The organism is Permianibacter fluminis, from assembly GCF_013179735.1.
Lineage (GTDB): Bacteria > Pseudomonadota > Gammaproteobacteria > Enterobacterales > Permianibacteraceae > Permianibacter > Permianibacter fluminis.
In genome coordinates, this window is sequence record NZ_JABMEG010000003.1 from 1 (window position 1) to 22,340 (window position 22,340).

Consider the following 22,340-nt stretch of genomic DNA (forward strand, 5'->3'; position numbering starts at 1 on the left):
CATGCCAGTCGCGCCACCATGAGCCGGAGTGCTGTTTTGCCTCGGCTTGCCAGAGCAGCGGGTCTTTCGGCAGTTCGTCGTTGGTTTGATAACCGTATTTGTCGCTGCCATCCGGATTGATCACGCCGGCGATATGGCCGGAGCCGCCGAGCACGAAGCGGACCGGGCCGCTGTGCAGCAGCGCGCCTTTGTAGGTCGCTGTCCACAGCGCGATGTGATCCTGTTCAGTCGAGAGAAAGTAGACCGGCGTCTTGATCTTGCGGATATCGATCGGGGTGTCGAGCAGGGTGATGCCGTTAGCATCCTTGAAGCGGTTGTGCAGATACATGTTGCGCAGATAAAAGCTGTGCATCTTGCTTGGCAGGTTGGTCGCGTCGCAGTTCCAGTACAGCAGGTCAAACGCCATCGGGTTCTTGCCGAGCAGGTAGTTGTTGACCCAGTAACTCCAGATCAAATCGTTTTCGCGTAAGGAATTGAACGCGGTCGCCATGTTGCGACCGTTGAACACGCCTTCTTTTGCCATTTGCGCGTCGAGCAGATCGAGCTGTTGCTCGTCGATGTAAACGCCGATTTCGCCCGGTTCAGAAAAATCGATCAGCGTTGCCATATAAGTAGCGCGGGCAATCGGATTCTTCTTTTTCGGTTGCTGTTCGGCTTGGGCCGCGAAGTAGGCGAGCGTGCTGGCCAGCAGCGTACCGCCGAGGCAATAGCCCATGGCGTTCAGCTCTTTCTCGCCGGTGATTTTCTGCACTGCGGCGATGGCGGCCAGCGTACCGTCGGTCAGGTAATCATCAAAGCCTCTGTCTTTGTGTGCGGCGCCCGGATTGACCCAGGAGATCACAAACACGGTGTGGCCCTGGGCAACGGCCCAGCGCACCAGCGAGTTCTGCGGCCGCAGATCCAGAATGTAGAACTTGTTGATCCACGGCGGAATGATCAGCAGCGGCCGCTTGTGCACTTTTTCGGTGGTCGGAGTGTATTGAATCAGCTGGATCAAATCGTTTTGATACACCACGGCGCCCGGCGTTGCCGCGACATTGACGCCCGGCGTGAAGGCATCGAGATCGGTCATTCTGATGTTCAGGCGGCCGCCGCCACGCACGGTGTCTTCCAGATAATGAGCAACGCCACGCAGCAGACTCAAGCCTTGCGTGCGCTGCGCTTCGGCCCAGACATCGGGATTGGTCAGCGGAAAATTGCTTGGTGAAAACGCATTGATCGCTTGCCGGGTGAAAAAGCGCAGCGCTTCGGTTTGTTCACGCTCGCTGATGTTGGTCGGTTGCAGGGCTTTGAACATGTGCTCGGCGTACATCAGGTAGGTTTCGCGCAGCAGCGTGTAGTAACCCTGATTCCAGTGTTCGCTCTTGAAGCGCTTGTCGGTGCTCGGGTTGGCGCCCGAAACCGCACCGCCTGCCGGCGCCATCCGCGCGGCCAGTTGCTGTTGCCAGGCGTTGGCATCGAACGCCTGCAGGCTGGGGTGCTGCGGACCGCGCGCCTGCCACAGCGCCCAGCTTTCCTGAAAGCAGCGCGCCCAGATGGCGGCCAGCCGGGCCATGTCCTGGCTGAAGTCGGCGCCGCCTTGGGCGTAAATGGCGATCAGCTGCTGCCAACTCTTGCTGATCCGGGCCATCAGCTCGGCCTGCTCAGCGGCGGGGTTCAGCTCCGGGGTTGCGGCGTTCGCGCTCATCACGTGGGTCCTTTTATGCCTGTAATGCGGTTAATCCGGGTCTTGCCGGTGGCGGGACCGGTACTGAGGAAAACGTACCAGTCGAGGCCGGGGCGGCCAGTCAATTGTCGTCTCACCGTCATGCTGGCAGATTATTGTTGCATTGCAACATCAATCGATCTATGCTGCGCCGCAACATACTGCCAATAGGAGGCAATGCCATGTGGAACAATCTGTTTAACTCGATCAACGAACAAGGCCGTTCGTTCTACCAGCCGGTGGTGGAGTTTAACCAGCTGGTATTGCGCCAGGCAGAAAAGCTCGGCCAAGCCCAGCTCGAAAGCTTCAACGCCTACGCCGCACTCGGCCTCAAGCAGCTGCAAGCCGCTGCCAAAGTTGCCGATGCCGAGCAGCTCAAGTCGCTGGCCAGCCAGCAACTGGAAGTGCTGCAGACCCTGCAAGCCCGGGTGAGCGAAGACGCCAGCAAGTTCGGCGCGCTGATTGAAGAAAACCGCAAGGAAATCACCGGCTTTGTCGCCGAGCGTTTCCCGGTTGCTGACGTCACTGCCAAACCGGCCAAGGCCAGCAAAGCAGCCTAAGCTGTTTTGAGCGGTTGTTATTGAGCGGTTTTATTGAGTGGCTGTTTTGACCGCTCAGTAAATCGGTAAACCTGTTTGAGCTGATGGCAGCTCCCCCAAGCCGCCATCAGTCAGGCATCGCAGCGATTGTGATGCCAACCTAATTTTCTGACAGTCTGCGAGAGCAAACCCTTCTCGAAGCCCCGGTCGGCGTCATGCCACCGGGGTATTTTTTTGCCCGGCAAAATGCGGGCACGTGTCCGCAGCTCGCGGAGAATTCGTGTGAGTCACGCGGCTGCGCAATCGGGCATGTGTGACGGCGTGATTGAGCGGCTGCTTCGCCAATCGATGTAGCCCGGATGCAATGAAATGGAATCCGGGGAGCGGTTTAGAGGGCTCCCCGGATTCCGCAGCGCTGCATCCGGGCTACGTTTATTGCCTGTCAGCAGTACCCGGTCATAAATGCCCGGTCGTAAATGCCCGATCACAAATGTCCGATTACAAAACTGGCACCACAAATACTGGCATCACATATACCGGCTTGCTCACTCCGTTACCGTCACCACGACCTTGCCATTGGCTGCGCCTGTTTCGAGCCAACGGTAAGCTTGTTCTGCCGTATCGAGCGTGAATCGCGTCGGATCGAGCCGTGGCTTCAGTGCTCCTTCATCGGCCAAGCGTGCCGCTTCGCGCATGATGCTGCCGTGGTGCTCGCGGTAGCGTCCGGTTTGCAACGGCATCAACGTGAACACGCCGGAGTAAGTCCCGGCACGGAAAGAAAGCGGCGCCAACGAATGGTTGCCCCAACCCAGGGCGCTGACGACATGGCCGCGATAAGGCCGAACCGCCTGAAAGGAATCGTCCAGCGTGCTGCCACCCACGGTGTCGAAGATGATGTCGAAGCCTTCGCCTTTGCTGTGACGATCCACGTATTGCGTTACCGATTGCTGCTGGTAATCGATAAACGTCGCGCCCAGCTGCTCGATGACATCCTGCTGGCTCGCTTTGCCGGTGGCGAAGACCGTGGCGCCAAACGCGCGGGCAATCTGGATCGCAACGTGGCCAATGCCACCCGCGCCGCCATGGATCAAGACCGACATCGCCGGCGCCACGTTTGCGCGGTCCACCAGACCTTCCCAGGCCGTGATGAACACCAGCGGCAGCGCCGCTGCTTCCCGCATGGACAGCGCGGCCGGTTTGGGCGCGAGCAGCGCCGGATCAACGGCCATGTACTCCGCCAGTGCGCCCTGCACGCCACCGACACCGCCGACCATGCCGAACACGTCATCGCCGACACGAAAATCTTTCACGCCTGAACCCACGGCCACGACGGTGCCGGCCATATCCATCGCCAACACCGCTGGCAACGGTTGTTTGGCGTGCGCGGCCTTGCCGGCGCGGATTTTGGTATCCAGTGGGTTAAGGCCCGCTGCACGCACCCGCACCAGCACCTGGTCATCACCGGGGATGGGGGTCGGCATCCAGTCGATGCGCAGCGGTTGGCCATAGTCGTCCTGAATGGCGGCATGCATGTGGGCGGGGAAAGCGGTGGCAGACATGGGTCAATCTCCAAAGAGGCGAGGTGACTGACAGTAGCGCCAACAAATTTGCGCGAGAAGCGCTATAAATGCATGCATGTCATACGTAAATGTATTGGTCATCGCAATGCAATGGGGTGATGTCCAAGTCTTTCTCGCGGTGGCACGGACCGGCTCACTGGGCGCGGCCGGCCGGCAGCTCGGTTTGGCCCAACCCACCATCGGCCGCCGCATTACCGCGCTGGAACAATCCGTTGCTGCGGTGCTGTTTCAGCGCAGCCATACCGGCCTGATGCTGACGGATGCCGGCGTGTCGGTGCTCGCTGCGGCCGAACGTATGGAAGAAGAGGCGCTGCATTTCCAGCGCCGGCTTGCTGGGGGCGAACAGGCCTTGTCCGGCCTTATCCGAATCACGGCATCCGACTGGTTTGGTCATTACGTGCTGACACCGGCGCTCGCCGAATTTGCCAAACGGCACAATCAAATCGAAATCGAACTGCTTACTGACAGCCGGGCTTATGACCTTGCCCGCCGAGAAGCCGATCTCGCGTTCCGGATCACACCATTTGAAGGCCCCGACATCGTTTCGCGACGTTTCCTGCGCATGCACTATGGTTTGTACGCGGCAGCGGAGGCGGCGCCGCTGCAAGCGCAGGGCGAAGGCGCGCGCGTGATCACAATGAACAGCGCATTCGGTGGCATGCCGGATGTGGAATGGCTCGCGCGGCATTTGCCACGCGCCAGCGTGGTATTCACCAGCAACAACCGGGAAGTTCAGGCGCGTGCCTGCGCCGATGGCGTCGGGCTCGCGGTGTTACCCGTTGCATTAGCGGCGCAACACCCGCAGTTGCAAGCCATCACGCTGACCGAGCCACCACCGTCCCGGCTGACCTGGATTGGCTACCACCAGGATCTGCGCCGACTGGGCAGGCTCCGGGCATTGCTCGATTTTCTGATTGAGCGGTTCCCGCCGATTGAAGAATAAAGCGTGAAGATGGAAGAAAGCGGGAAGAGATTGGCGCTACCGTGCTGCATCTCTCGTCGCCCGAATCCGCCGTCATTGTCGGTGCCGAAATCATCGCCGACGGCAACATGAGTCAGAGCTGATTTCAAATCAGTTTGTGCTTGGAAGAAATGATAGATTTCGGCTCATTGTGCCTCTGCCAAGCCTACCGAACTACCTAGCGCCCTCTTCATTCTTGAGTTGAAAACGAAATTAGGTCAGATTCCAAACCATTCAAAACTTTTAGGTGGCGCCATGAGGCAACGCGAAGTCCAGATCGTCTCCTACTTCTCACTACCAACTGATCTAGCGTCTGTCATGCGTTCCTGGCCTGAGTTCGTGGAGGGGCAGGAGTACTCCGTTACTCTTCGCTCCGACAGCGGTCCAGTAGAGGTACGACTGCGCGACGACGACGGCACCTACGTGTCCGTCATTGGGCCCGACGCGGGGCTGCTATATGAGCGGGTACTCGGTGTAGTGATTTATGAACTTTCGAAGCACAGCGACAATCTTATGGTGCATCGTGTTTCTTGATTAATCGTAGCCCGGATGAAATGAAATGGAATCCGGGATGCAGTTCGAAAAGCTCCCGGATTTCGCGTCGCTGCATCCGGGCTACGTTTGTTCACTGTTTGCGATGAGGCGTTGGCCGTCAGGCATCGTTCAATGCATTTGGTAATTCGCGCGAGCGGTTACCGTCCGTTACTTCCCGGCACTGCTCAGCACCATATTGACCACGACGATCAGGGTCACGATGAACACAATCACGAAGATCACGCCAAGGGCGATGTAGTCGCCGGGTTTGCCGTGTTGAAAATCCTGTTGCCGTTTCTTTTCGCTTTGCACGCCGAAGGCGGCGGCGGCGACGCTTTGCAGCATGTTGAGCACGCCCGGGCGCTGAGGTTCTTGTTCGGGTGTCGGGGTGTTGGCGGGCTGATCGGACATGGCGGGCTCCGGGGTGTGGATGGGGGCAATGGCGTATTGTCGCCGATTTGGCGTCCGGCTGCCTTCATGGGCTGCGCGCATCAGGCGGTTTGCGCAAACGCCGGCTAGCTGACGGAAATGCGCGAATAAAAAAGCCGGCTGCTGCCGGCTTTTTTTGAAGTCTGATGCGGTTGGCGGAGAACGGGCTCAGCGGACGAACAGTTCGAGAAAATCAACGAAGTGCAGGCTGGGCATTTGGTGTGAGCCGATGGCCCAATCAACCCAGCTGACATCGTCCTTTTTCTTTTTCGGGCACTGGTCCGGGTCTTGCGCCGGATTTTGCTCGGTCTGCGGCGCGACTTGCTGGCCGCCCGGGACCGGATTCTGACAGCGCTGCTCGGCGGCGAGTACACCAACGGCACTGAGTGCCATGAAGGCCAGTACCAGCAAGCGTTTCATTGTCATTCCTCCCATCCGGGGTCGCCGGGACCGTAGCCTGATTGGCCGCGTCCGTCCGGTTCCTGTGCTTTATGCTGTGCCGACGCAGCGCCTGCGTTTTACGGCACCGGGCATTGTAGGCCGATCGCCGGCCAATGGATCACGCCGCCGGTCGGCAAAATTACCAAAACAAGCTTACCAGTTAACCGCCGACCTGCTGATTGGCTGGGATGTCGGCACCAATGGCCGGCCGACCCTGCCGCATCCGGACAATGGCCAGGGCCATTTCCAGCGCCTGTTCGCCGTTGAGGCGGGGGTCGACCAGGCTGTGATAGGCCCGGTCGAGGCCGGCTTCGTCGAGGCCGCGGGCGCCGCCGATGCACTCGGTCACCGCTTCACCGGTCAACTCAAAATGCACGCCGCCGAGCACCGACCCCTGTTGCCGGTGCAGCGCAAATGCCTGCTCCAGCTCGCTCAGGATGTCGTCGAAGCGGCGGGTCTTGATACCGCTGGCGGTCAATTGGGTGTTGCCATGCATCGGGTCGCAGACCCAGAGCACGGGATGCGCGTCCTGCCGGACTGCGTCGATCAGTGCCGGCAGATGCTGCTGGATACGGCTGGCGCCGAAACGGTGAATCAGGGTCAGCCGACCCGGAATGCGCGCCGGATTGAGCCGCTCACAGAGCGCGCGCAAGCCATCGCCACTGAGCCCGGGGCCGACTTTGACGGCGACCGGATTGGCGATGCCGCGCAGGTATTCGATATGGGCGCCGTGCAGATCGGCGGTGCGCATGCCAACCCAGGGCAGATGGGTGGAAAAGTTGTACCAGCGGCCCTGCGCGTCCGGATTCAGGCTGGCTTTGCGGGTCAGCGCCGATTCGTAATGCAGGTGCAACGCTTCGTGGCAGGTGAACACTTCCTGCGCGGGGAAGATGGCAGCAGAAAAGACGGCGGCAGCAAAACCCGTAGCAGGAAAATCAGGCCTGGCTGCCATTTTATCGAGCCCGCGCTGGCGCGCCGCCGTGCTGATCTCCGCCGCGACGCCGTGGCCATTTTCCCGGGCAAATGCCCGGCGCACTTCATCGACGATGTGTTGATAGTCGGCGGCGCGCGGACTCTGCGCCATGAAATCCAGATTCCAGTGCTCGGCTTCGGCCAGATCGGTAAAGCCGCTTTCGGTCAGCGCCCGAATGTAGTTCAGCGTCAGTGAGGCGAGGCTGTAACCGGTCAGCAAACGCTGCGGATCGGGCGTGCGCGCGGCCAGCGAAAATTCGGCGTCGTTGATCAAATCGCCGCGATAGCTCGGCAAGGTGATGCCGTCGCGGGTTTCGCTTTCGTCGCTGCGCGGTTTGGCGTACTGGCCGGCAATGCGACCGACCCGGACGATCGGCACATTCAGGCCGTGCAGCAGCACCAGACTCATCTGCAGCAGGATTTTCAGTTTGCTGGTGATGCGTTCGCTGGTGCAGTCGGCAAAACTTTCCGCGCAGTCACCGCCTTGCAACAGAAAGCGTTTGCCGGCGGCGGCATCCGCCAACTGGCTTTGCAGGCGGTCGATTTCGCTGGTCGTGACCAGCGGCGGCAGTCGGCGCAATTCGGCCGTGGCGCGGCTGAGCGCCGCCGCATCGGGATAGGGCGGAAACTGGCTCAGCGGCAACGCTTGCCAGGAATCGGGATGCCACATGGTTGGGGTCTGCCTGCCGGACCCAGCGGCCGGTCGCGGGTGCGCTCGGTGCGGGGCGTGGGCAGGGCGTGTCTGAACTGATCAATGGCGCCATCGTACACCGGCTGTCTGGCGCCTGCATGACGACGATCAGTGAAACCGCGGCAACCTCGGCGCTAACGGCAGCGCTCAGAGCGGCAGGTTCTGCGCCAGCGCGGTCTTGGCCGCCGGCGAAATATCAAACAGCGTGGCGATGCCGACCAGCCGGCTGAGCTCGCTGCGAAACTCGTTGGCGCGGTGCCGGGAGTTGCCGAGGATGGGCAGCAGCGCGTCGTCCAGCTCGCGTCGCGGCAGGCTTGGCACTGGCGTCAGAATCAGTTGAAACAGCTGGCCACCCTGGTTCAGAAAAGCGGTCAGGTTGTCGTTGCTGGTGGCACGCGGCAACACTTGCCAGCGCGCCGGCGTGGTGGTGCTGGCAGGCATCAGCAGCAGTTTGTGAAAGGCGACTTTTTCCACCGCGCCGACCGAATTGCAGATGCCGGCCAGCAGATCGTAAAGCACCGGCAAATCCGCCAACGCGGCCAAAACGGCGGCGCCTTGGGGGCCGTTGAATGGCGCGCCCGGTTCGCTGCCGTGATGATGGCCAAGCGCCAGCAACTGCGGATGCTTGTCCTGATCGCGGGCGACAAACAGCGGACAACCAATCAGGCCGCGCACCAGCACCTGTTCCGACAATTGCGACTCGGCAGTTTCCTGCCGCTCGTTGTGACAGACCGGCAGCCGGCCGCGATTCTGCTGAATGATGTGGGCAAAAAACCGCGCCGCGCGATGCCCGACCACGCGAAAGTCGCGCTCCAGCGTCAAGCGCCGACCCAGTTGCCGAACGACCCGATACGGCTGGTCGGCAAGTTCTTCCGGCTCTTTCACTTTTTGCTGCAACACCGGAAAGCTGACTCGCAACCATTCGCGCGGGGTCAGGCCGATGTCGTTGTGCAATTCGAGGCCGAGACCGTTGATGGAAAAGTCGAGCGACTCGCCAGCGAATTCGCGGCCATCTTCGGTATGCAGCAGCATCGGTGTGCGGTAGCGAAAGCGCTCTTGCGCGCGCGCGCCGCGCAGGCCGAGTGCGGTCAGTGGCGCCAGTTCGGTCGGCTGCTTCTGACGCTCACTGGTCAGTGTGTTTGGGGTCAGTGCATTCGGAGTCAGTGCGCTCGGGATCAGCGCGTATTCGCGCAGCCACTCTGGCGCCAACATGTGGGCCGGATTTGGTAGCGGTCCGAGCGGCACGATGGCCAGTCCGTACTGCTGGCGTTGCAGGCGCTGCTGCCAGGCCAGCACGGTCGGCGCCAGTTCATCAGGCAGCAGTTCCAGCGCCTGTTCGATCTGGCCGGCATCGAGCGGTTTTTGCCGCTGCCCGGTGCTGGCGACTGCAACCGCATGTGCCGCCAGCGTTTGCCAATCGGCCCGTCGCAGCGGTGTCAGCGCGGAGGCCGGCAACAGGTAATCACCGCGCTCGGTGCGCAGCCAGTAATGCAGCGCGGTGTGGCTGGTGGCTTGCTGCTGTTGCTGCCAGTCGGCGCTGCTGGCGCCCGCTGCCAAGCGTGCGGCGATTTGTGGCAGCACTTGCAAATCCTGCTCGCGTTGCCAATCGGCAGCGGTGGTGACAAACAGCAGTTCCGGCCGCTCCTGATCGAGAGCAAAAAACGCTTCGGCAAACCAGGCGCGCTGGCTGTACAGACGCTCGTAGATGCGGGCATAGGTGGCCGGCAGCGCGTCTTTCAATTCCATTTTGTAGCGGGCGAGCTGGTGCTCGATGAAGCTCGGCACAAACGCGTCAAAGACATGCTCGGTGGCGCGCATGACCCGTTTCAGGCGCAGCAGTTTCTTGTCACCGTCGCGATCGGTACCGAGCACTGTGTAGGCAATGCTGCCGAGCGGTTCGTCGGCGCGTTGCTGCAGTTCGTGGTAGTGCACCAGCACATTGCTGTTGGTCGGAATGTCATCGCTGGCGGCAATCTGCACGCGCACGCCGAGCAGCGACAGATCAAGGGTTTTGCCGGCGACGGTTTTGTTGCCGCCCGGCTTGTCGCTGTCGAGTTCGATGTTGATGGCGGAAACGAAATTGAGCCGGGACTCGTGCCGGTGCGGACGATAGCCAAACGGAATCCGGCGGATGGCCTCTTCGCTGCCGGCGTTTGGTTCGCGGTTGCTCAATGTGGGCACGGCGGGTTGCGCGGCATTGCTGGCCAGCGTCCGTTCATACACGCCGATGGTGTAGCGGCCCTTGAAGTCGACCATGGCCTGTTCGAAGGCGGCGATGGCGGCGTCATCAAGCCAGTGGGTGCGGCCACCGTGTGGATAGGCGCGGCAGCGCTTGCCGCGCTCGGGCCGCAGATCGATGGTGCGTAAACAGGGTTGCTCCAGCCGTTTGGCTTCGAGCGGATCGACCATCGGTTTGCGTGGCGCCGGTGGTTTGATATCGGCCATTTATTGTTCTCATCTACACCCGGCGCGGCATGGAGGTGTGCCGGGGTTGCCAATGTGCTTGCCCAATCAGCATAGCTGTTGTGCTGCGGTTTTGAGGTCGACCTCCCGTCGCGGCCATGCCAAGACAGCGCCAGGACAACTCCGGGACAATTCCAAGACAGCGCCGATTGCTGGTCGGGGGCGCCGGTGCCCGCCATAATGCCGGCCACTGTGGACAAAAGGTTATCGGCCGCGATGGCGAAAAATAAAACGGTCTATGCCTGCGCGGCGTGCGGGGCGATCAGCAGCAAATGGGCCGGCCAGTGTGGCGATTGCGGTGCCTGGAATACGCTCAGCGAGCAGGTCGAAGTGGCGGCTGCTTCGCGCGGCGGCCGCTTTGGCGGTTACACCGGCAGCGCGTCGCCGGTGACCCGGCTGACGGCGGTGGCGCCCGGCCAGGTCGAACGTTGGCCGACCGGCGCCGGCGAGCTCGATCGGGTGCTCGGTGGCGGGCTGGTGCCGGGCTCGGTGGTGCTGCTCGGCGGTGACCCCGGCATCGGCAAATCAACGCTGCTGACGCAAACGCTTTGTCTGCTGGCGCAGACCCGGCCGGCGCTGTACGTCACCGGTGAAGAGTCGCTGGAGCAGGTCAGCTTGCGGGCGCAGCGGCTCGGCTTGGGCGATTCACCACTGGCCTTGCTGGCCGAGACTCAGGTCGAGCGCATCATCGCCACCGCCGAAAAAGAAAAGCCGCAAGTAATGGTGGTGGACTCGGTGCAGACGCTGTACACCGAGCAGCTGCAAAGCGCGCCGGGCGGCGTGTCGCAAGTGCGCGAGAGCGCGGCGCAATTGACCCGTTTTGCCAAGCAGACCGGTACCGCCTTGTTTCTGGTTGGTCATGTCACCAAGGACGGCGCGCTGGCTGGCCCGCGCGTGCTTGAGCACATGGTCGATGCGGTGCTCTATTTCGAAGGCGAAAGTGACGGCCGTTATCGCTTGGTGCGGGCGGTCAAGAACCGCTTTGGCGCGGTCAACGAGCTTGGCGTGTTCGCGATGACCGAGTCCGGTCTCAAGGAAGTGAAAAACCCGTCGGCAATTTTTCTGTCACGGACCAGCGATCCGGTGCCGGGCTCGCTGGTCACCGCGACCTGGGAAGGCACCCGGCCGCTGCTGGTCGAGGTGCAGGCGCTGGTCGACGAGACCAAGGCCGGCAATCCGCGCCGGGTCGCGGTTGGGCTGGATGGCAACCGCATCGCGATGCTGCTTGCCGTGCTGCACCGTCACGGCGGTGTGATCACTTACGATCAGGATGTGTTTCTGAACGTGGTCGGCGGCGTCCGGGTGCTGGAAACCGGCGCCGATTTGCCGCAGCTGCTGGCGGTGTTGTCGTCCTTGCGCAACCGACCGCTCGATACCGGCCTCATCAGCTTCGGTGAAGTCGGTCTGGCCGGCGAATTGCGGCCGGTGCCGAACGGTCAGGACCGGCTCAAGGAGGCGGCCAAGCACGGCTTCAAGCGGGCGATTGTGCCGGCCGCCAATGCCCCGCGCACGCCGATTGCCAACATGCAGGTGCAGGCGGTCAAATCGCTGGCGGAAGCCCTGGCCGTGGCGTTTGATTGAGGGCCGGCGGCCGTACCTGACGTGGAAAAAAACGACGGTAAAAACCAAGGATGTTAAAAACAAATCAGGCGGGCCATGACCCGCCTGATTTGTTTTCAAGCACCGATGGATTCGCCGACTGGCGCGGGCTGCGCCAGTGCTGTCAGCTCAGGCGTGCAGGGCCGGCAGCTCGCGTTCGAGCAGGCTGGCATCGCCCAGATTGAGCTCCACCAGGCGGCGCAGATGGGTGATGCTGTCGACATCGATGCTGTCGCATTCCAGACCACGAACGCCTTCGCGATCATGGGCGACGCGCACCTGCATCCGGATATGGGTGTCGTCATCGAGCGGGATTTCCAGCGCCAGCGGGGTGATCAGGCTGACATCACGGAATTCGCCCGCCACTTCCACCAAGGCGCCATGCAGCGACAGATCGTGCACCTCGCAGGGCACGCGGCCATTGGCGTCGCACAGGAATGCGCCGGTGAAAAAGTCGACCCGCCGGAAACGGCGGCGGTCATCTGGACTGGTCATGTCGTCGGGATCTTGCGCGGGTAGCCGGGAAAGCATGGCCACAGTATAGGTAATGCCGGCCAATTGCGTGTGCCGGTGTGACCGCGCAAGTGGCCGCCACTGGCACAAGTTGACCAAATCACTTGGCGTAATCGCCGCATGCACTATTCTTGAGGTCGTACCGGGGGCGCTGCTGCCGGTACTTGGGCTTGGCCAAGCCGTTTGGCCAGCCCTTCTCGGCAACCCCGGAATTTGTGGATAGCTCATGAACCTGATTGTTGGCGCCATCATTGTATGGGCAGCGGTTATTGCCGGTTACACCTTGTCGGGTGGCCAGTTGCTGGCCCTGTGGCAACCGTTCGAAGTGCTTACCATCTGCGGCGCCGCGTTCGGCGCCTTCTTCATCTCCAATCCGATGAGCGTGGTCAGCACCACCATCAAGAGCAGCTTCGGCCTGCTTGGCGGCACGCCCTACAACAAGACGCTGTACATGGAATTGTTGTCCTGCCTGTATGACGTGTTCCAGAAAATCCGCAAGGAAGGGTTGATCGCCATCGAAGGCGATATTGACGATCCGAAATCCAGTGCGATTTTCAGCAAGTACAAACTCATCACCAAAGACCACCATGTCATGGACTTCATCTGCGACTACCTGCGGCTGATGGTGGTGGGTGACATGGCGGCGCACGAACTCGAAGCGCTGATGGATGCCGAGCTGGAAACCCATCACAGTGAAGCGCTGCTGCCATCGACGGCACTGGCCAAAGTGGAAAATGGTTTGCCCGGTTTCGGTATCGTCGCGGCGGTCATGGGTATTGTGATCACGATGGGCAGTCTCGGCGGCCCGCCGGAAGTGCTCGGTCACCACGTCGGTGCGGCGCTGGTCGGTACCTTCCTCGGTATTTTGCTCGCGTACGGTTTTGTCGGGCCGATGTCGACCCAGATGGAGCATCGGGTCCGCGAAGAGGGCAAGTTCTACGAATGCATCAAGGTCTCGCTGCTGGCCTGCGTCAGCGGTGCGCCGCCGCAGATCGCGGTCGAATTTGGTCGCAAGGTGTTGTACAGCACGGTGCGGCCATCGTTCACCGAACTGGAAAAACGGGTGCGTGGCGGTTGAGTGTGGATTCAACCGAGGTGGTCGCGCAACGCATGATGCAGAGACACTAGAAAATGGCCGACGACGGCAAACAACCCCTCATCATCAAAAAGGTCAACAAAGGCCACGGTGGTGCCCACGGTGGTGCCTGGAAAGTCGCGTTCGCCGATTTCGTCACCGCGATGATGGCGTTCTTCCTGTTGCTCTGGTTGCTCGGCAGTACGACCAAGGAACAGAAAGGGGCGATCTCGAAATACTTTACCGATCCGGGTGGCACCATGGTTGGTGAGGGGGGCGTCAACGCCTCGCTGATTGAAATGGGCGAACCGAAGCTGCCCAGCACCCAGGAAACCCCGGAAGTGATCGCGCCCGGCGCGCTGGCCGATACCGAGCAGGAGGGCCCGGACGACGAGCAGTCGATGCAGAAAAAGCTGGAGGAAATCGAACAACAGCAACTGGAAGACTTGAAGCAGCAGATGATGGAGATGGTTGAAAGCAACATGGCTTTCACCGACTACAAGGATCAGATCCTGATCGACATCACGCCAGAAGGGCTGCGTATCCAGATTGTCGACAAGGACAAGCGGCCGATGTTCGATTCCGGCAGTCCGCAAATGCAGTATTACTCGATCGCCATTTTGCAGAATCTGGCCAAGCTGATCGCCCAGGTGCCGAACCGGATCTCGATCACCGGCCACACCGATGCCACGCTGTTTGCGGATCGACCGGAGTATTCCAACTGGGAGCTGTCAGCAGACCGCGCCAATGCCGCCAGACGGGCGCTGGTTCGGGGCGGCGTCCCGGAAAAACAGATTGCCCGGGTCGAAGGCTTTTCCGATTCGATGCTGTTTAATGAACAGGACGCCAATGATCCGATCAATCGCCGCATCGCCATCATTGTGCTGAAAAAGAAAGTCGATGATGCCTTGAAAACCCAGGTGCTGGCCGACTGGGCAAAACCTGCTGATGGCAGTCCGGAGGCGGTGCCGCCAGCGGCTGATATTGCACCGGCAACGGATGCGGTGCCAGCGCCGATACCGAATCCGGAGTAACGCCATCAGCAAGAAAACAAAGGGTGGCTTTGCCACCCTTTGTCTTTCGGCGCGATGTTCGCGCAGTGCGGTTCAGAAATACCAGCCGATACCCACGCCAATCGCCAGCGGATCGACATCCAGCGAGCTGATCTTGGTGCCATCCAGATAAACATCAGAGCCGATCAGGATTTTCTTGACGTCAACATTCAGCAGCCAGTCCTTGTTGATCACCCAGTCAAAACCAACCCGGTAAGCAGCGCCGATGCTGTCGTTTTCCAGCGTGACCTCAGCGTTGCCGACCTGCATGTCCTCATCCATGAACAGGGTGTAGTTGATACCGGCGCCGACATAAGGCCGGAAATTGCTGTCCGGGCTGAAATGGTAAGCCAAGGTCAGCGTCGGTGGCAGATGCTTGAAGCTGCCAATGTTGCCGAGACCTTCGACTTTCACATCGTGTTCCTGCGGAATGGTCAGCACCAATTCGGCCGCCCAGTTCGGCGTGAAGAAATAGCTGATATTGAAATCTGGAATCACTTTGTCGCTGACCGAAATGGCATCGGCCGGCAGCACTTCACCGCTGGATTGCGAATCCATGTCCAGGTTCAGCGCCCGGAACCGGAACAGCCACGGGCTTTCTTCGGCAAGCACGACAGAACTGTTCAGGGCAACGATCAGGCCCAGACTGACGGCAACAGCAGATAGACGACTACGCATAGAGGCACTCCCCAAAATAACAGCAGTAGGCACAAAAGAACCGGGGCTATTCTCGGGGCGGTCGGACTGGCGGGGTTTGCGCTACCGCAAACCGGACGGTGCCTTTTCTTGCGCTGCATCAAAGTAATGCGGCTCTGCCGGTCTGCAGCGGCCGGGGTCGATGACGGCGGGATATCTGATCCGGGCCCGCTCCGATCCGCGGGCAAACCGGTGCTGGCCCTGGATCCGGGCGAGGCTGCGGAAAAGGCCGGCAAATTTCGGGGTTGCTGCTAACTTTAACTAGCGCCGGCAACCCGGCCGGCGCAGGAAGTACACGCTGCCGTTGTTGCGCACTGGTTTCGGACCCGGACGGTCTTGTGCGCAGGCCGAGTGTCGGACCTCTGCGTAAGAAGGACAAAAAAAGGCCGACCATGGTGCAAAAGCTGCAAAAGTTTTTGCGCGAACTCAAACGCCGCAAAGTGGTGCAGGCGCTGCTTGCCTATTTGGCGATCGCGCTGTTGACGATGCAAACCGCCGATGCGCTTGCTGACGCGCTGGAATTGCCGGACTGGGTCATGCGGCTGGTGGTCATGCTGCTGCTGCTCGGTTTGCCGATCACCTTGGTCGTGTCCTGGCTATACGACTTCAACCTGCCCAGTTTCACTCGCGACTCCAGCCATGCCCGTGGCCAGTTGCAGGAAGGTCTCTACGCGGTGTTGACGCTGCGCTTCGCCGAACTGGCGGTCGAGTCGCGCGAACATCCCACCGAAGCCCTGCAGCATCGACAGCAATTGCAGCATGAGCTCGATCCGCTGCTGCGCAAATTCGGCGGCGTGCTGTTGCACTGGCAACCGGCGCGTCTGGTCGCAGCGTTCATCAATCCGGTTCGCGCCGCCGAAGCGATGCAGGCGATTCAGCAGAGTCCGATTTTCTATCACACCGGATTGCCCGCGGCGGCCATCGCAATTGGCAACGCCTTGTCGAATGACGGCGAGCTGGTCGGTGAAGGCGTGGCGCTGTCGGCCGATGTCGCGGCGATTGCCAGTGCCGGTGAAGTGCTGTTGTCCGAGCAGGTGCATGACAGCCTGCGTCATCATCCACGGTTGCTCAGCCGGCCGCATCGGGTGCAGGAGTTGCCCAGCCTCGGTCATCCGCTGCGCATGTATCGCCTGCACCAACCCGAGCCGGCGCTGACCGATTCGCACGCGGCGACCACCGTCGTTGCCAAACCGCGATCGCGCCAAGCCTTGTCGTGGTTGGCACTGTCGCTGCCGGTGCTGTTGGTGGTCGGCTATTTTTGGTTGCATCGTCAGCAGGGTATTGCGCCGCCGACACAAGCGCCGCACACGTTTTCGATCGCGCTGCAGGCGCGCGATGCCAGCGGTGCCGCGCTGCCGGCACTGGCGCCCATCGCCGCTGAACTCGCCAACCGGCTCGGCAATGATTTCACCCAGCAGTTGCAACTGTATCCGGCGCTCGATGGCGCGGCAGCAATGGTCGACTTCAAGCTCACCGGCGTGCTGCAGCAACAAGGCGAGCAATTGCAATTGCAGGTGGTGCTGGCGGACAAAGCCGGCGCCACACTCAGCGAAGCAACGGCGACCGGCAATGTCTCGGAGCTGGCGCGTCTCTACAACAGCGTCGAGGAAGCTCTGGCAGCCGCGCTGTTGACGGCGATCGGCAGCAATCGGCTGACGGTGACGGCCGGCATGCCCGCGGTTTCGTGGACAGCCTATCAACCGTATGCCCGCGCGCAGCAATTGCTGCGTGAGCCGGACAGCGACAGCTTGACGCATGCCATTGCGGCACTCGATGACAGCCTGAACACGGCGCCGGAGTTTGTTCTGGCGCTGGCCAGTCGCTGCGAGGCGTGGCTGCGCCACTATCGCGAACAGAGCGCAGCTGATTCGCTGCAACGGGCGGAGGCCGATTGCAACCGTGCGCTGCAACTGGAGCCGCAAAGTTACGAAGCCAATCGCGGTCAGGCGGCGTTGCTGCGCACCCGTGGCGATTATCAGGCGGCGCGCTCGGTTTATCAGCGCCTGCTGGAATTGAATCCGCTCGATGAGGCGGCCTACCGCGGACTGGCGCAAATCGATGAGGCTGAAGGCAAACTGATCGATGCCGAACACACGTTGATGCGAGCGATCAATCTGCATCCGGAGTGGTGGCGGCCGCAGCAGGCCATGGCCGGATTCTTGTACCGCCAGAGTCGTTATGAGGAAGCGGCGCAGGTCTATCGCAAAGTGTTGCAATTGGCCTCGCCGCATGCCGGCGGTTACAGCGATTTGGGCGGCGCCCTGTACATGGCCGGCAAACTGGAAGACGCCGCCGATGCCTTCGATCAGGCTTATCGCTTGCAACCGAGTTTCGAAATTCTCAACAACCGCGCCACGCTCAATTACAGCTTGGGCCGGTTTGATGCAGCGATGCGCGATTTCGCCACAGCCGTGCAGATGGCGCCGGATGACTATCGCATGTACGGCAATCTGGCCGATGCCCAGCGTCATGCCGGTGTCGACGTCGGCACCGTCAGAACCAACTACCAGCGTGCACTGAGCGGCGGACTAGCCCAGCTTGAGCAATCGGAGAACGCCGAAGCGCATGCCTCGGTGGCCTATTTCGCCAGCCAGCTCGGCGATTTCAAACTGGCCGAGAGCCATATCAAACTGGCGCTGCAGCAAGCGCCGAATGATGCCGTCAGTCAGTTTCGGTTGGCGTTGATCCGGCTGCGCCAGAATGACAGTGATCAGGCAATTGGTGCGGTGAAAGAGGCGCTGCGGTTGGGTTATCCGGCAAAACTGCTGGCCAGCGATCCGGATATCCGGCCACTGGTGGCTGACCCGCGGTTTCTGGCAATGCTGAAAGTGGCCGGCAAGAACTGAGTCGCCGCTCAGATCTTGTCGGCGAGAATGGATTGATAACTTTGCCAGCGCGTAGCAGCCAGTTCACCACTTTCAACCGCCAGACGCACCGCGCAGCCCGGTTCTTTCTCGTGGGCACAATTGCGGAATTTGCAGCGCGCGGCGATGGCATGCACATCACGAAAACCGCGATTGATCTGCTCACGGTCCAGATGCCACAAACCGAACTCGCGGGTGCCGGGTGAGTCGATCAGCTGGCCGCCTTCCGGCAGAAAATGCATGCGTGAAGCGCTGGTGGTGTGTTGACCAAGTTCGGAGCCATCCGAGATCGCCCCGACATCCTGCTTCGCCTGCGGCAGCAGCGCATTGATCAAACTGGATTTGCCGACGCCGCTTTGGCCGACAATGACGCTGCAACCGTCTTTCATGTGCTCGCGCAGCGCGGCAATGCCGGTGCCGGCATGCGTGCTGATCGGAAATACCGGGTAACCGAGCGCGCGATACAGCTGCAGCCGCTGTTCCAGATTGGCCCGCGCCGCGGCATCGAGCAGATCGATTTTGTTCAGCACGATGGTGACCGGAATGCCGGTGGTTTCGCCGGCAACCAGATAGCGGTCCAGCAGCACTTCCGACATGATCGGCGCCGGCGCCACCACCACGATCAGGTGATCGACATTGGCAGCGATGACCTTGATGCCTTCGTAAGGATTCGGCCGCTCCAGCTGCGAGTGCCGTGGCAGCACATTGACCACGACGGCGCTGCTCTCGCTGTCTTCGTACCATTCCACCCGATCACCGACCGCAGCGGTTTTCAGATGCTGGCGCAGATGGCAGCGAAAGTGGCGGCCATCGTCAGCGATGACATCGGCCTGCTGGCCGAACCGGCTGATGATGAGGCCGGGCAGCAAGGCCTGGCCGTCGGCGGCTTTGGAGAACAGTTCGCGCTTGCGGTTGTCACTGCGATTGTCGCGCCGGCCGCGATCAGTGGTGCGGATTTCCTTGGCCATGGTGATCAGCGCCGCGACTGGCGGGTGCCAGTCGGCAAGCGCGTGCGCGCGTTGGTTGCCACAGCGATAGCGGGCATCATCCGGCCAGCACCGGGCCGACGTTGCCAACCGTCAACAGCGCGTCGATTTTGGCGCAGCAGATCAGATCATTGCGGGTCAGGCCACCGGCATCGTGGGTGCTGTAACGGACTAGCACCCGGCTGTAGCTGAATTCCAGATCTGGATGGTGACCTTCCTTGTTGGCAATCCAGGCAATGGCGTTGACGAAGCTCATCACGTGGTAATAGTTCTTGAAGCGAAATTCCCGGCGCAATTCGCTGGGGCTGCCGACAACCTGCCAGTGTGGCAATGCGGTCAGCAGTGCCGCCAATTCGGCATCAGTCAGTTTTGCCGGTACGCCACTGACACAGGTTTCCTGGAGCAGGTTATGAGCAGATAAAGACGGGTTCATAGCGGTTCCGTTCATGGCCGGGCAGTTCCCGGTGCTAGAATCAGGGCCTGCATTGTAGCCCGGCGGACCGGGAGAGGCCCATGACTGCCCACGCTGACAACTTGATCTGGATCGATCTGGAAATGACCGGTCTGGAGCCGCTGGCCGATCGCATCATCGAAATCGCCACCATCGTCACCGACAAAGACCTGAATGTGCTGGCCGAAGGCCCGGTGATGGCCATTTACCAAAGCGAGCAGGTGCTGGCCGCGATGGACGAGTGGAACCAGAACACCCATGGCGCCTCTGGCCTGATCGCTCGCATCCGCGACAGCAATATCACCGAGGTCGATGCCGAAAAGGCGACCATCGAATTCCTGTCGCACTGGGTGCCGAAAGGCAAATCGCCGATTTGCGGCAACTCCATCTGCCAGGATCGACGCTTTCTGGCCAGGCACATGCCGGAGCTGGAAAGCTATTTCCATTACCGCAATCTCGATGTCAGCACCTTGAAAGAGCTGGCCCGGCGCTGGCGGCCGGATGTGCTGGCCGGGCTGAACAAGAAAAACAGCCACACCGCGCTGGAAGACATTCGCGAGTCCATTGATGAGCTCAAGCACTATCGCGCGAGCTTCCTGAAAATGACGCCCTGAGTCTGCGCTGTCGCGCCCGACCGCCAGCTTGCATGAGCCCCTCACTGTGTTGAGCCAACTGCTTCTCACCCTGCTGCCGGTGCGCGCCACGTCATGAGCCTGTTGCTGCCATTTCCGGCCGGCGCCCCGGTCTTGCGACCGGCGACCGTGCTTGAGCTCGAAGCCACCGTCGCCGAGCTCGACGGCATTCCGACCGGTACCTTGATGGAACGCGCTGGCGCTGCCGCATTTGTCGTGCTGCGCCAGCGTTGGCCGCAGGCCAAACGGCTGGTTGTGGTTTGCGGTCGCGGCAATAACGCCGGTGATGGTTATGTGCTCGCGCGGCTTGGCCACGACGCCGGTTTGCAGGTCAGCGTGCTGCAATTGCTCGGTGAGCGTAAGGATTCCGGTGATGCCGCGCGGGCGCTGGCCCGGTTGCCGGTAACGCCCCATGCCTTTGAACCGGGTTTGCTGGCCGACGCGGATGTGATCGTCGATGCCTTGTTCGGCATCGGTTTGCGCGGTCACCCGAATGCGGCCGCCAGCACGGTGATTGCCGCGATCAATGCCAGCCACAAGCCAGTGCTGGCGCTCGATATTCCGTCCGGACTCGATGCCGAAACCGGCGCCGGCGCCAGCACCGCGGTGCACGCCACCGTGACCACGACCTTCATCGCCCGCAAACCGGGTTTGCTGACCGGTCGCGCCATCGAAGCCGTTGGCGACTTGCATTGCTGTGCACTCGATTTGCCGGCCAGCAGTCTGGCGACGGCGCACGCGGTTGCCGAACACCTCGCGCTGGCCGATTTGCGCACGCGCCTGCCGCACCGACGCCGGGCCAGTCACAAAGGCGATCACGGTCATGTGCTGGTGATCGGCGGCGCCGCCGGCATGGGTGGTGCAGCGCGCTTGGCAGGCGAAGCGGCACTGCGCAGCGGCGCCGGTCTGGTCAGCGTTTACTGCCATCGCGATTACCAGTCGGGCTTGCTGGCGGCGCGTCCGGAACTGATGGTGACCGGTTTTGACGGCGCCCCGGACGGCGCGGCACTGACGCCGCTGGTCCAGCGTGCCGACGTGCTGGTGGTCGGTCCCGGCCTGTCGACGGCCGGCTGGGCCGGTCCGTTACTGGAAGCGTTGATCCACACCGGCAAACCGCTGCTGCTCGATGCCGATGGCTTGAACGCGCTTGCGCATCGTCCGGCAACCAGCACGCCGTTGCCGCAACTGATCCTGACCCCGCATCCCGGCGAAGCGGGCCGCTTGCTTGGTATCAGCACCGCCGAAGTCGAGGTCGATCGTTATGCGGCCGCCAACGCGCTGCAGGCGCGTTACGGTGGCGTGATAGTGCTGAAAGGCGCCGGCACCATCGTCACCGACGGCGAGCGCACCAGTGTGATCGCCGGCGGCAATCCCGGCATGGCCAGCGGCGGCATGGGCGATGTGCTGGCCGGTGTCATCGGTGCACTACGCGGCCAAGGTTTTTCCGCTTACGATGCCGCCCGGCTCGGCGTTGCCCTGCATGCCTGGGCCGGCGATCAAGCGGTGGCCAAACGCGGCGGCGAGCGCGGTTTGCTGGCCAGCGATTTGTTTGAATTTTTCTCCGCTGGTTTGCAACCCGGCTGAGCCGAGCCGCCAACCACCATTTCAATGCAGCTTCCGAACCGGACCATGACCAGCCAACCACCAGCCCCGACCAGCAACGGCTTTCTCCCTGACGAAGCGGCCACCGAACAGATTGGCGCCTTGATCGCTCCGCATTTGCGCGGCGGCGAAGTGCTCACGCTGTCCGGCGATCTCGGTGCCGGCAAGACCACGCTGGTGCGCGGGCTGCTGCGGGCGCTGGGTCATCAGGGCGCGGTCAAAAGCCCGACCTACACTCTGGTGGAAAGCTACCGGTTGCCGGCATTCGAGCTGCATCACTTTGATCTGTACCGGCTGGCCGAGGCCGGTGAGCTGGAGTTTCTCGGGCTGGATGAGTTTCTGCACCCGGGCGCGGTCTGCCTGTTCGAATGGCCCGAGCGCGGCGCCGGGGTCTTGCCGCCGGGGCTCTCGATTTCGCTAGCCCGTGAGGGCAGCGGCCGGCGCCTGCAAGTGAGTGCCAACGGGCCACTTGCTCAGGAATTGGTCAAAAAACTTGATTTATCAATGAAATCAATAGACTATTTAAAAGTCTGAATGTTGTTTGGCAGGATTGGC

19 protein-coding genes are annotated in these 22,340 nt (G+C 61.5%); 9 read left to right on the top strand and 10 right to left on the bottom strand.

Annotated elements, in window-relative coordinates:
* Positions 1-1,687, bottom strand: a 1,687-nt coding sequence (locus HPT27_RS18105; protein ID WP_172246447.1) for a PHA/PHB synthase family protein, incomplete at its 3' end; no start/stop codon positions are given.
* 200 nt (positions 1,688-1,887) lie between these two features.
* Between HPT27_RS18105 and HPT27_RS18110 the strand changes: the two genes are divergently transcribed.
* On the top strand, positions 1,888-2,265 hold the full coding sequence (locus tag HPT27_RS18110; protein WP_172246449.1) for a phasin family protein: 378 nt from the start codon (positions 1,888-1,890) through the stop codon (positions 2,263-2,265).
* 524 nt (positions 2,266-2,789) lie between these two features.
* On the opposite strand, the gene HPT27_RS18115 is transcribed toward HPT27_RS18110, so the two are convergent.
* Positions 2,790-3,803, bottom strand: coding sequence for a zinc-dependent alcohol dehydrogenase family protein (locus HPT27_RS18115; protein WP_172246451.1), 1,014 nt, complete (start codon positions 3,801-3,803; stop codon positions 2,790-2,792).
* 76 nt (positions 3,804-3,879) lie between these two features.
* Between HPT27_RS18115 and HPT27_RS18120 the strand changes: the two genes are divergently transcribed.
* Positions 3,880-4,767, top strand: coding sequence for a LysR family transcriptional regulator (locus HPT27_RS18120; RefSeq protein ID WP_235951120.1), 888 nt, complete (start codon positions 3,880-3,882; stop codon positions 4,765-4,767).
* 720 nt (positions 4,768-5,487) lie between these two features.
* Here HPT27_RS18120 and HPT27_RS18125 read toward each other — a convergent pair.
* The 4 genes from HPT27_RS18125 to HPT27_RS18140 all read right to left on the bottom strand — a co-directional run bounded on the left by HPT27_RS18125 (position 5,488) and on the right by HPT27_RS18140 (position 10,297).
* A complete protein-coding gene (locus HPT27_RS18125; protein ID WP_172246453.1) occupies positions 5,488-5,730 on the bottom strand; it encodes a DUF2970 domain-containing protein in 243 nt (80 codons plus the stop codon).
* 186 nt (positions 5,731-5,916) lie between these two features.
* A complete protein-coding gene (locus tag HPT27_RS18130) occupies positions 5,917-6,168 on the bottom strand; it encodes a hypothetical protein (protein WP_172246455.1) in 252 nt (83 codons plus the stop codon).
* Between the two features lie 181 nt (positions 6,169-6,349).
* Entirely contained in the window at positions 6,350-7,831 is a 1,482-nt protein-coding gene (locus HPT27_RS18135; RefSeq protein WP_172246458.1) for a 3-deoxy-7-phosphoheptulonate synthase class II, read from the bottom strand.
* Positions 7,832-7,999: 168 nt separating this feature from the next.
* Positions 8,000-10,297, bottom strand: a complete 2,298-nt coding sequence (locus HPT27_RS18140) for a PilZ domain-containing protein (RefSeq protein WP_172246460.1) — start codon at positions 10,295-10,297, stop codon at positions 8,000-8,002.
* 234 nt (positions 10,298-10,531) lie between these two features.
* On the opposite strand from HPT27_RS18140, the gene radA reads away from it, so the two are divergent.
* Entirely contained in the window at positions 10,532-11,896 is a 1,365-nt protein-coding gene (gene radA, locus HPT27_RS18145) for a DNA repair protein RadA (RefSeq protein WP_172246462.1), read from the top strand.
* Positions 11,897-12,043: 147 nt separating this feature from the next.
* Here the strand turns inward: radA and HPT27_RS18150 are convergent, their stop codons facing one another.
* Positions 12,044-12,409, bottom strand: coding sequence for a PilZ domain-containing protein (locus HPT27_RS18150; protein ID WP_172246464.1), 366 nt, complete (start codon positions 12,407-12,409; stop codon positions 12,044-12,046).
* Positions 12,410-12,653: 244 nt separating this feature from the next.
* Between HPT27_RS18150 and motA the strand changes: the two genes are divergently transcribed.
* Entirely contained in the window at positions 12,654-13,505 is an 852-nt protein-coding gene (gene motA / locus HPT27_RS18155; protein WP_172246466.1) for a flagellar motor stator protein MotA, read from the top strand.
* Between the two features lie 53 nt (positions 13,506-13,558).
* On the top strand, positions 13,559-14,536 hold the full coding sequence (gene motB, locus HPT27_RS18160; protein ID WP_172246468.1) for a flagellar motor protein MotB: 978 nt from the start codon (positions 13,559-13,561) through the stop codon (positions 14,534-14,536).
* Between the two features lie 72 nt (positions 14,537-14,608).
* Here motB and HPT27_RS18165 read toward each other — a convergent pair whose 3' ends face one another.
* Positions 14,609-15,232: an OmpW/AlkL family protein gene (locus tag HPT27_RS18165; RefSeq protein WP_172246470.1), complete on the bottom strand. Its 624-nt coding sequence runs from the start codon at positions 15,230-15,232 to the stop codon at positions 14,609-14,611.
* Positions 15,233-15,642: 410 nt separating this feature from the next.
* On the opposite strand from HPT27_RS18165, the gene HPT27_RS18170 reads away from it, so the two are divergent.
* On the top strand, positions 15,643-18,096 hold the full coding sequence (locus tag HPT27_RS18170; RefSeq protein ID WP_172246472.1) for a tetratricopeptide repeat protein: 2,454 nt from the start codon (positions 15,643-15,645) through the stop codon (positions 18,094-18,096).
* A gap of 8 nt (positions 18,097-18,104) precedes the next feature.
* Here HPT27_RS18170 and rsgA read toward each other — a convergent pair whose 3' ends face one another.
* Both rsgA and HPT27_RS18180 read right to left on the bottom strand, forming a co-directional pair.
* Positions 18,105-19,082, bottom strand: coding sequence for a small ribosomal subunit biogenesis GTPase RsgA (gene rsgA / locus HPT27_RS18175; protein WP_172246474.1), 978 nt, complete (start codon positions 19,080-19,082; stop codon positions 18,105-18,107).
* Positions 19,083-19,158: 76 nt separating this feature from the next.
* A complete protein-coding gene (locus HPT27_RS18180; protein ID WP_211198115.1) occupies positions 19,159-19,548 on the bottom strand; it encodes a 4a-hydroxytetrahydrobiopterin dehydratase in 390 nt (129 codons plus the stop codon).
* 65 nt (positions 19,549-19,613) lie between these two features.
* On the opposite strand from HPT27_RS18180, the gene orn reads away from it, so the two are divergent.
* From orn to tsaE, 3 genes are all read left to right on the top strand, one after another.
* Positions 19,614-20,165: an oligoribonuclease gene (orn, locus tag HPT27_RS18185; RefSeq protein ID WP_172246476.1), complete on the top strand. Its 552-nt coding sequence runs from the start codon at positions 19,614-19,616 to the stop codon at positions 20,163-20,165.
* Positions 20,166-20,258: 93 nt separating this feature from the next.
* Positions 20,259-21,767, top strand: coding sequence for an NAD(P)H-hydrate dehydratase (locus HPT27_RS18190; protein WP_172246478.1), 1,509 nt, complete (start codon positions 20,259-20,261; stop codon positions 21,765-21,767).
* Between the two features lie 45 nt (positions 21,768-21,812).
* Positions 21,813-22,319: a tRNA (adenosine(37)-N6)-threonylcarbamoyltransferase complex ATPase subunit type 1 TsaE gene (gene tsaE / locus HPT27_RS18195; RefSeq protein WP_172246481.1), complete on the top strand. Its 507-nt coding sequence runs from the start codon at positions 21,813-21,815 to the stop codon at positions 22,317-22,319.
* Positions 22,320-22,340 lie beyond the last annotated feature (21 nt).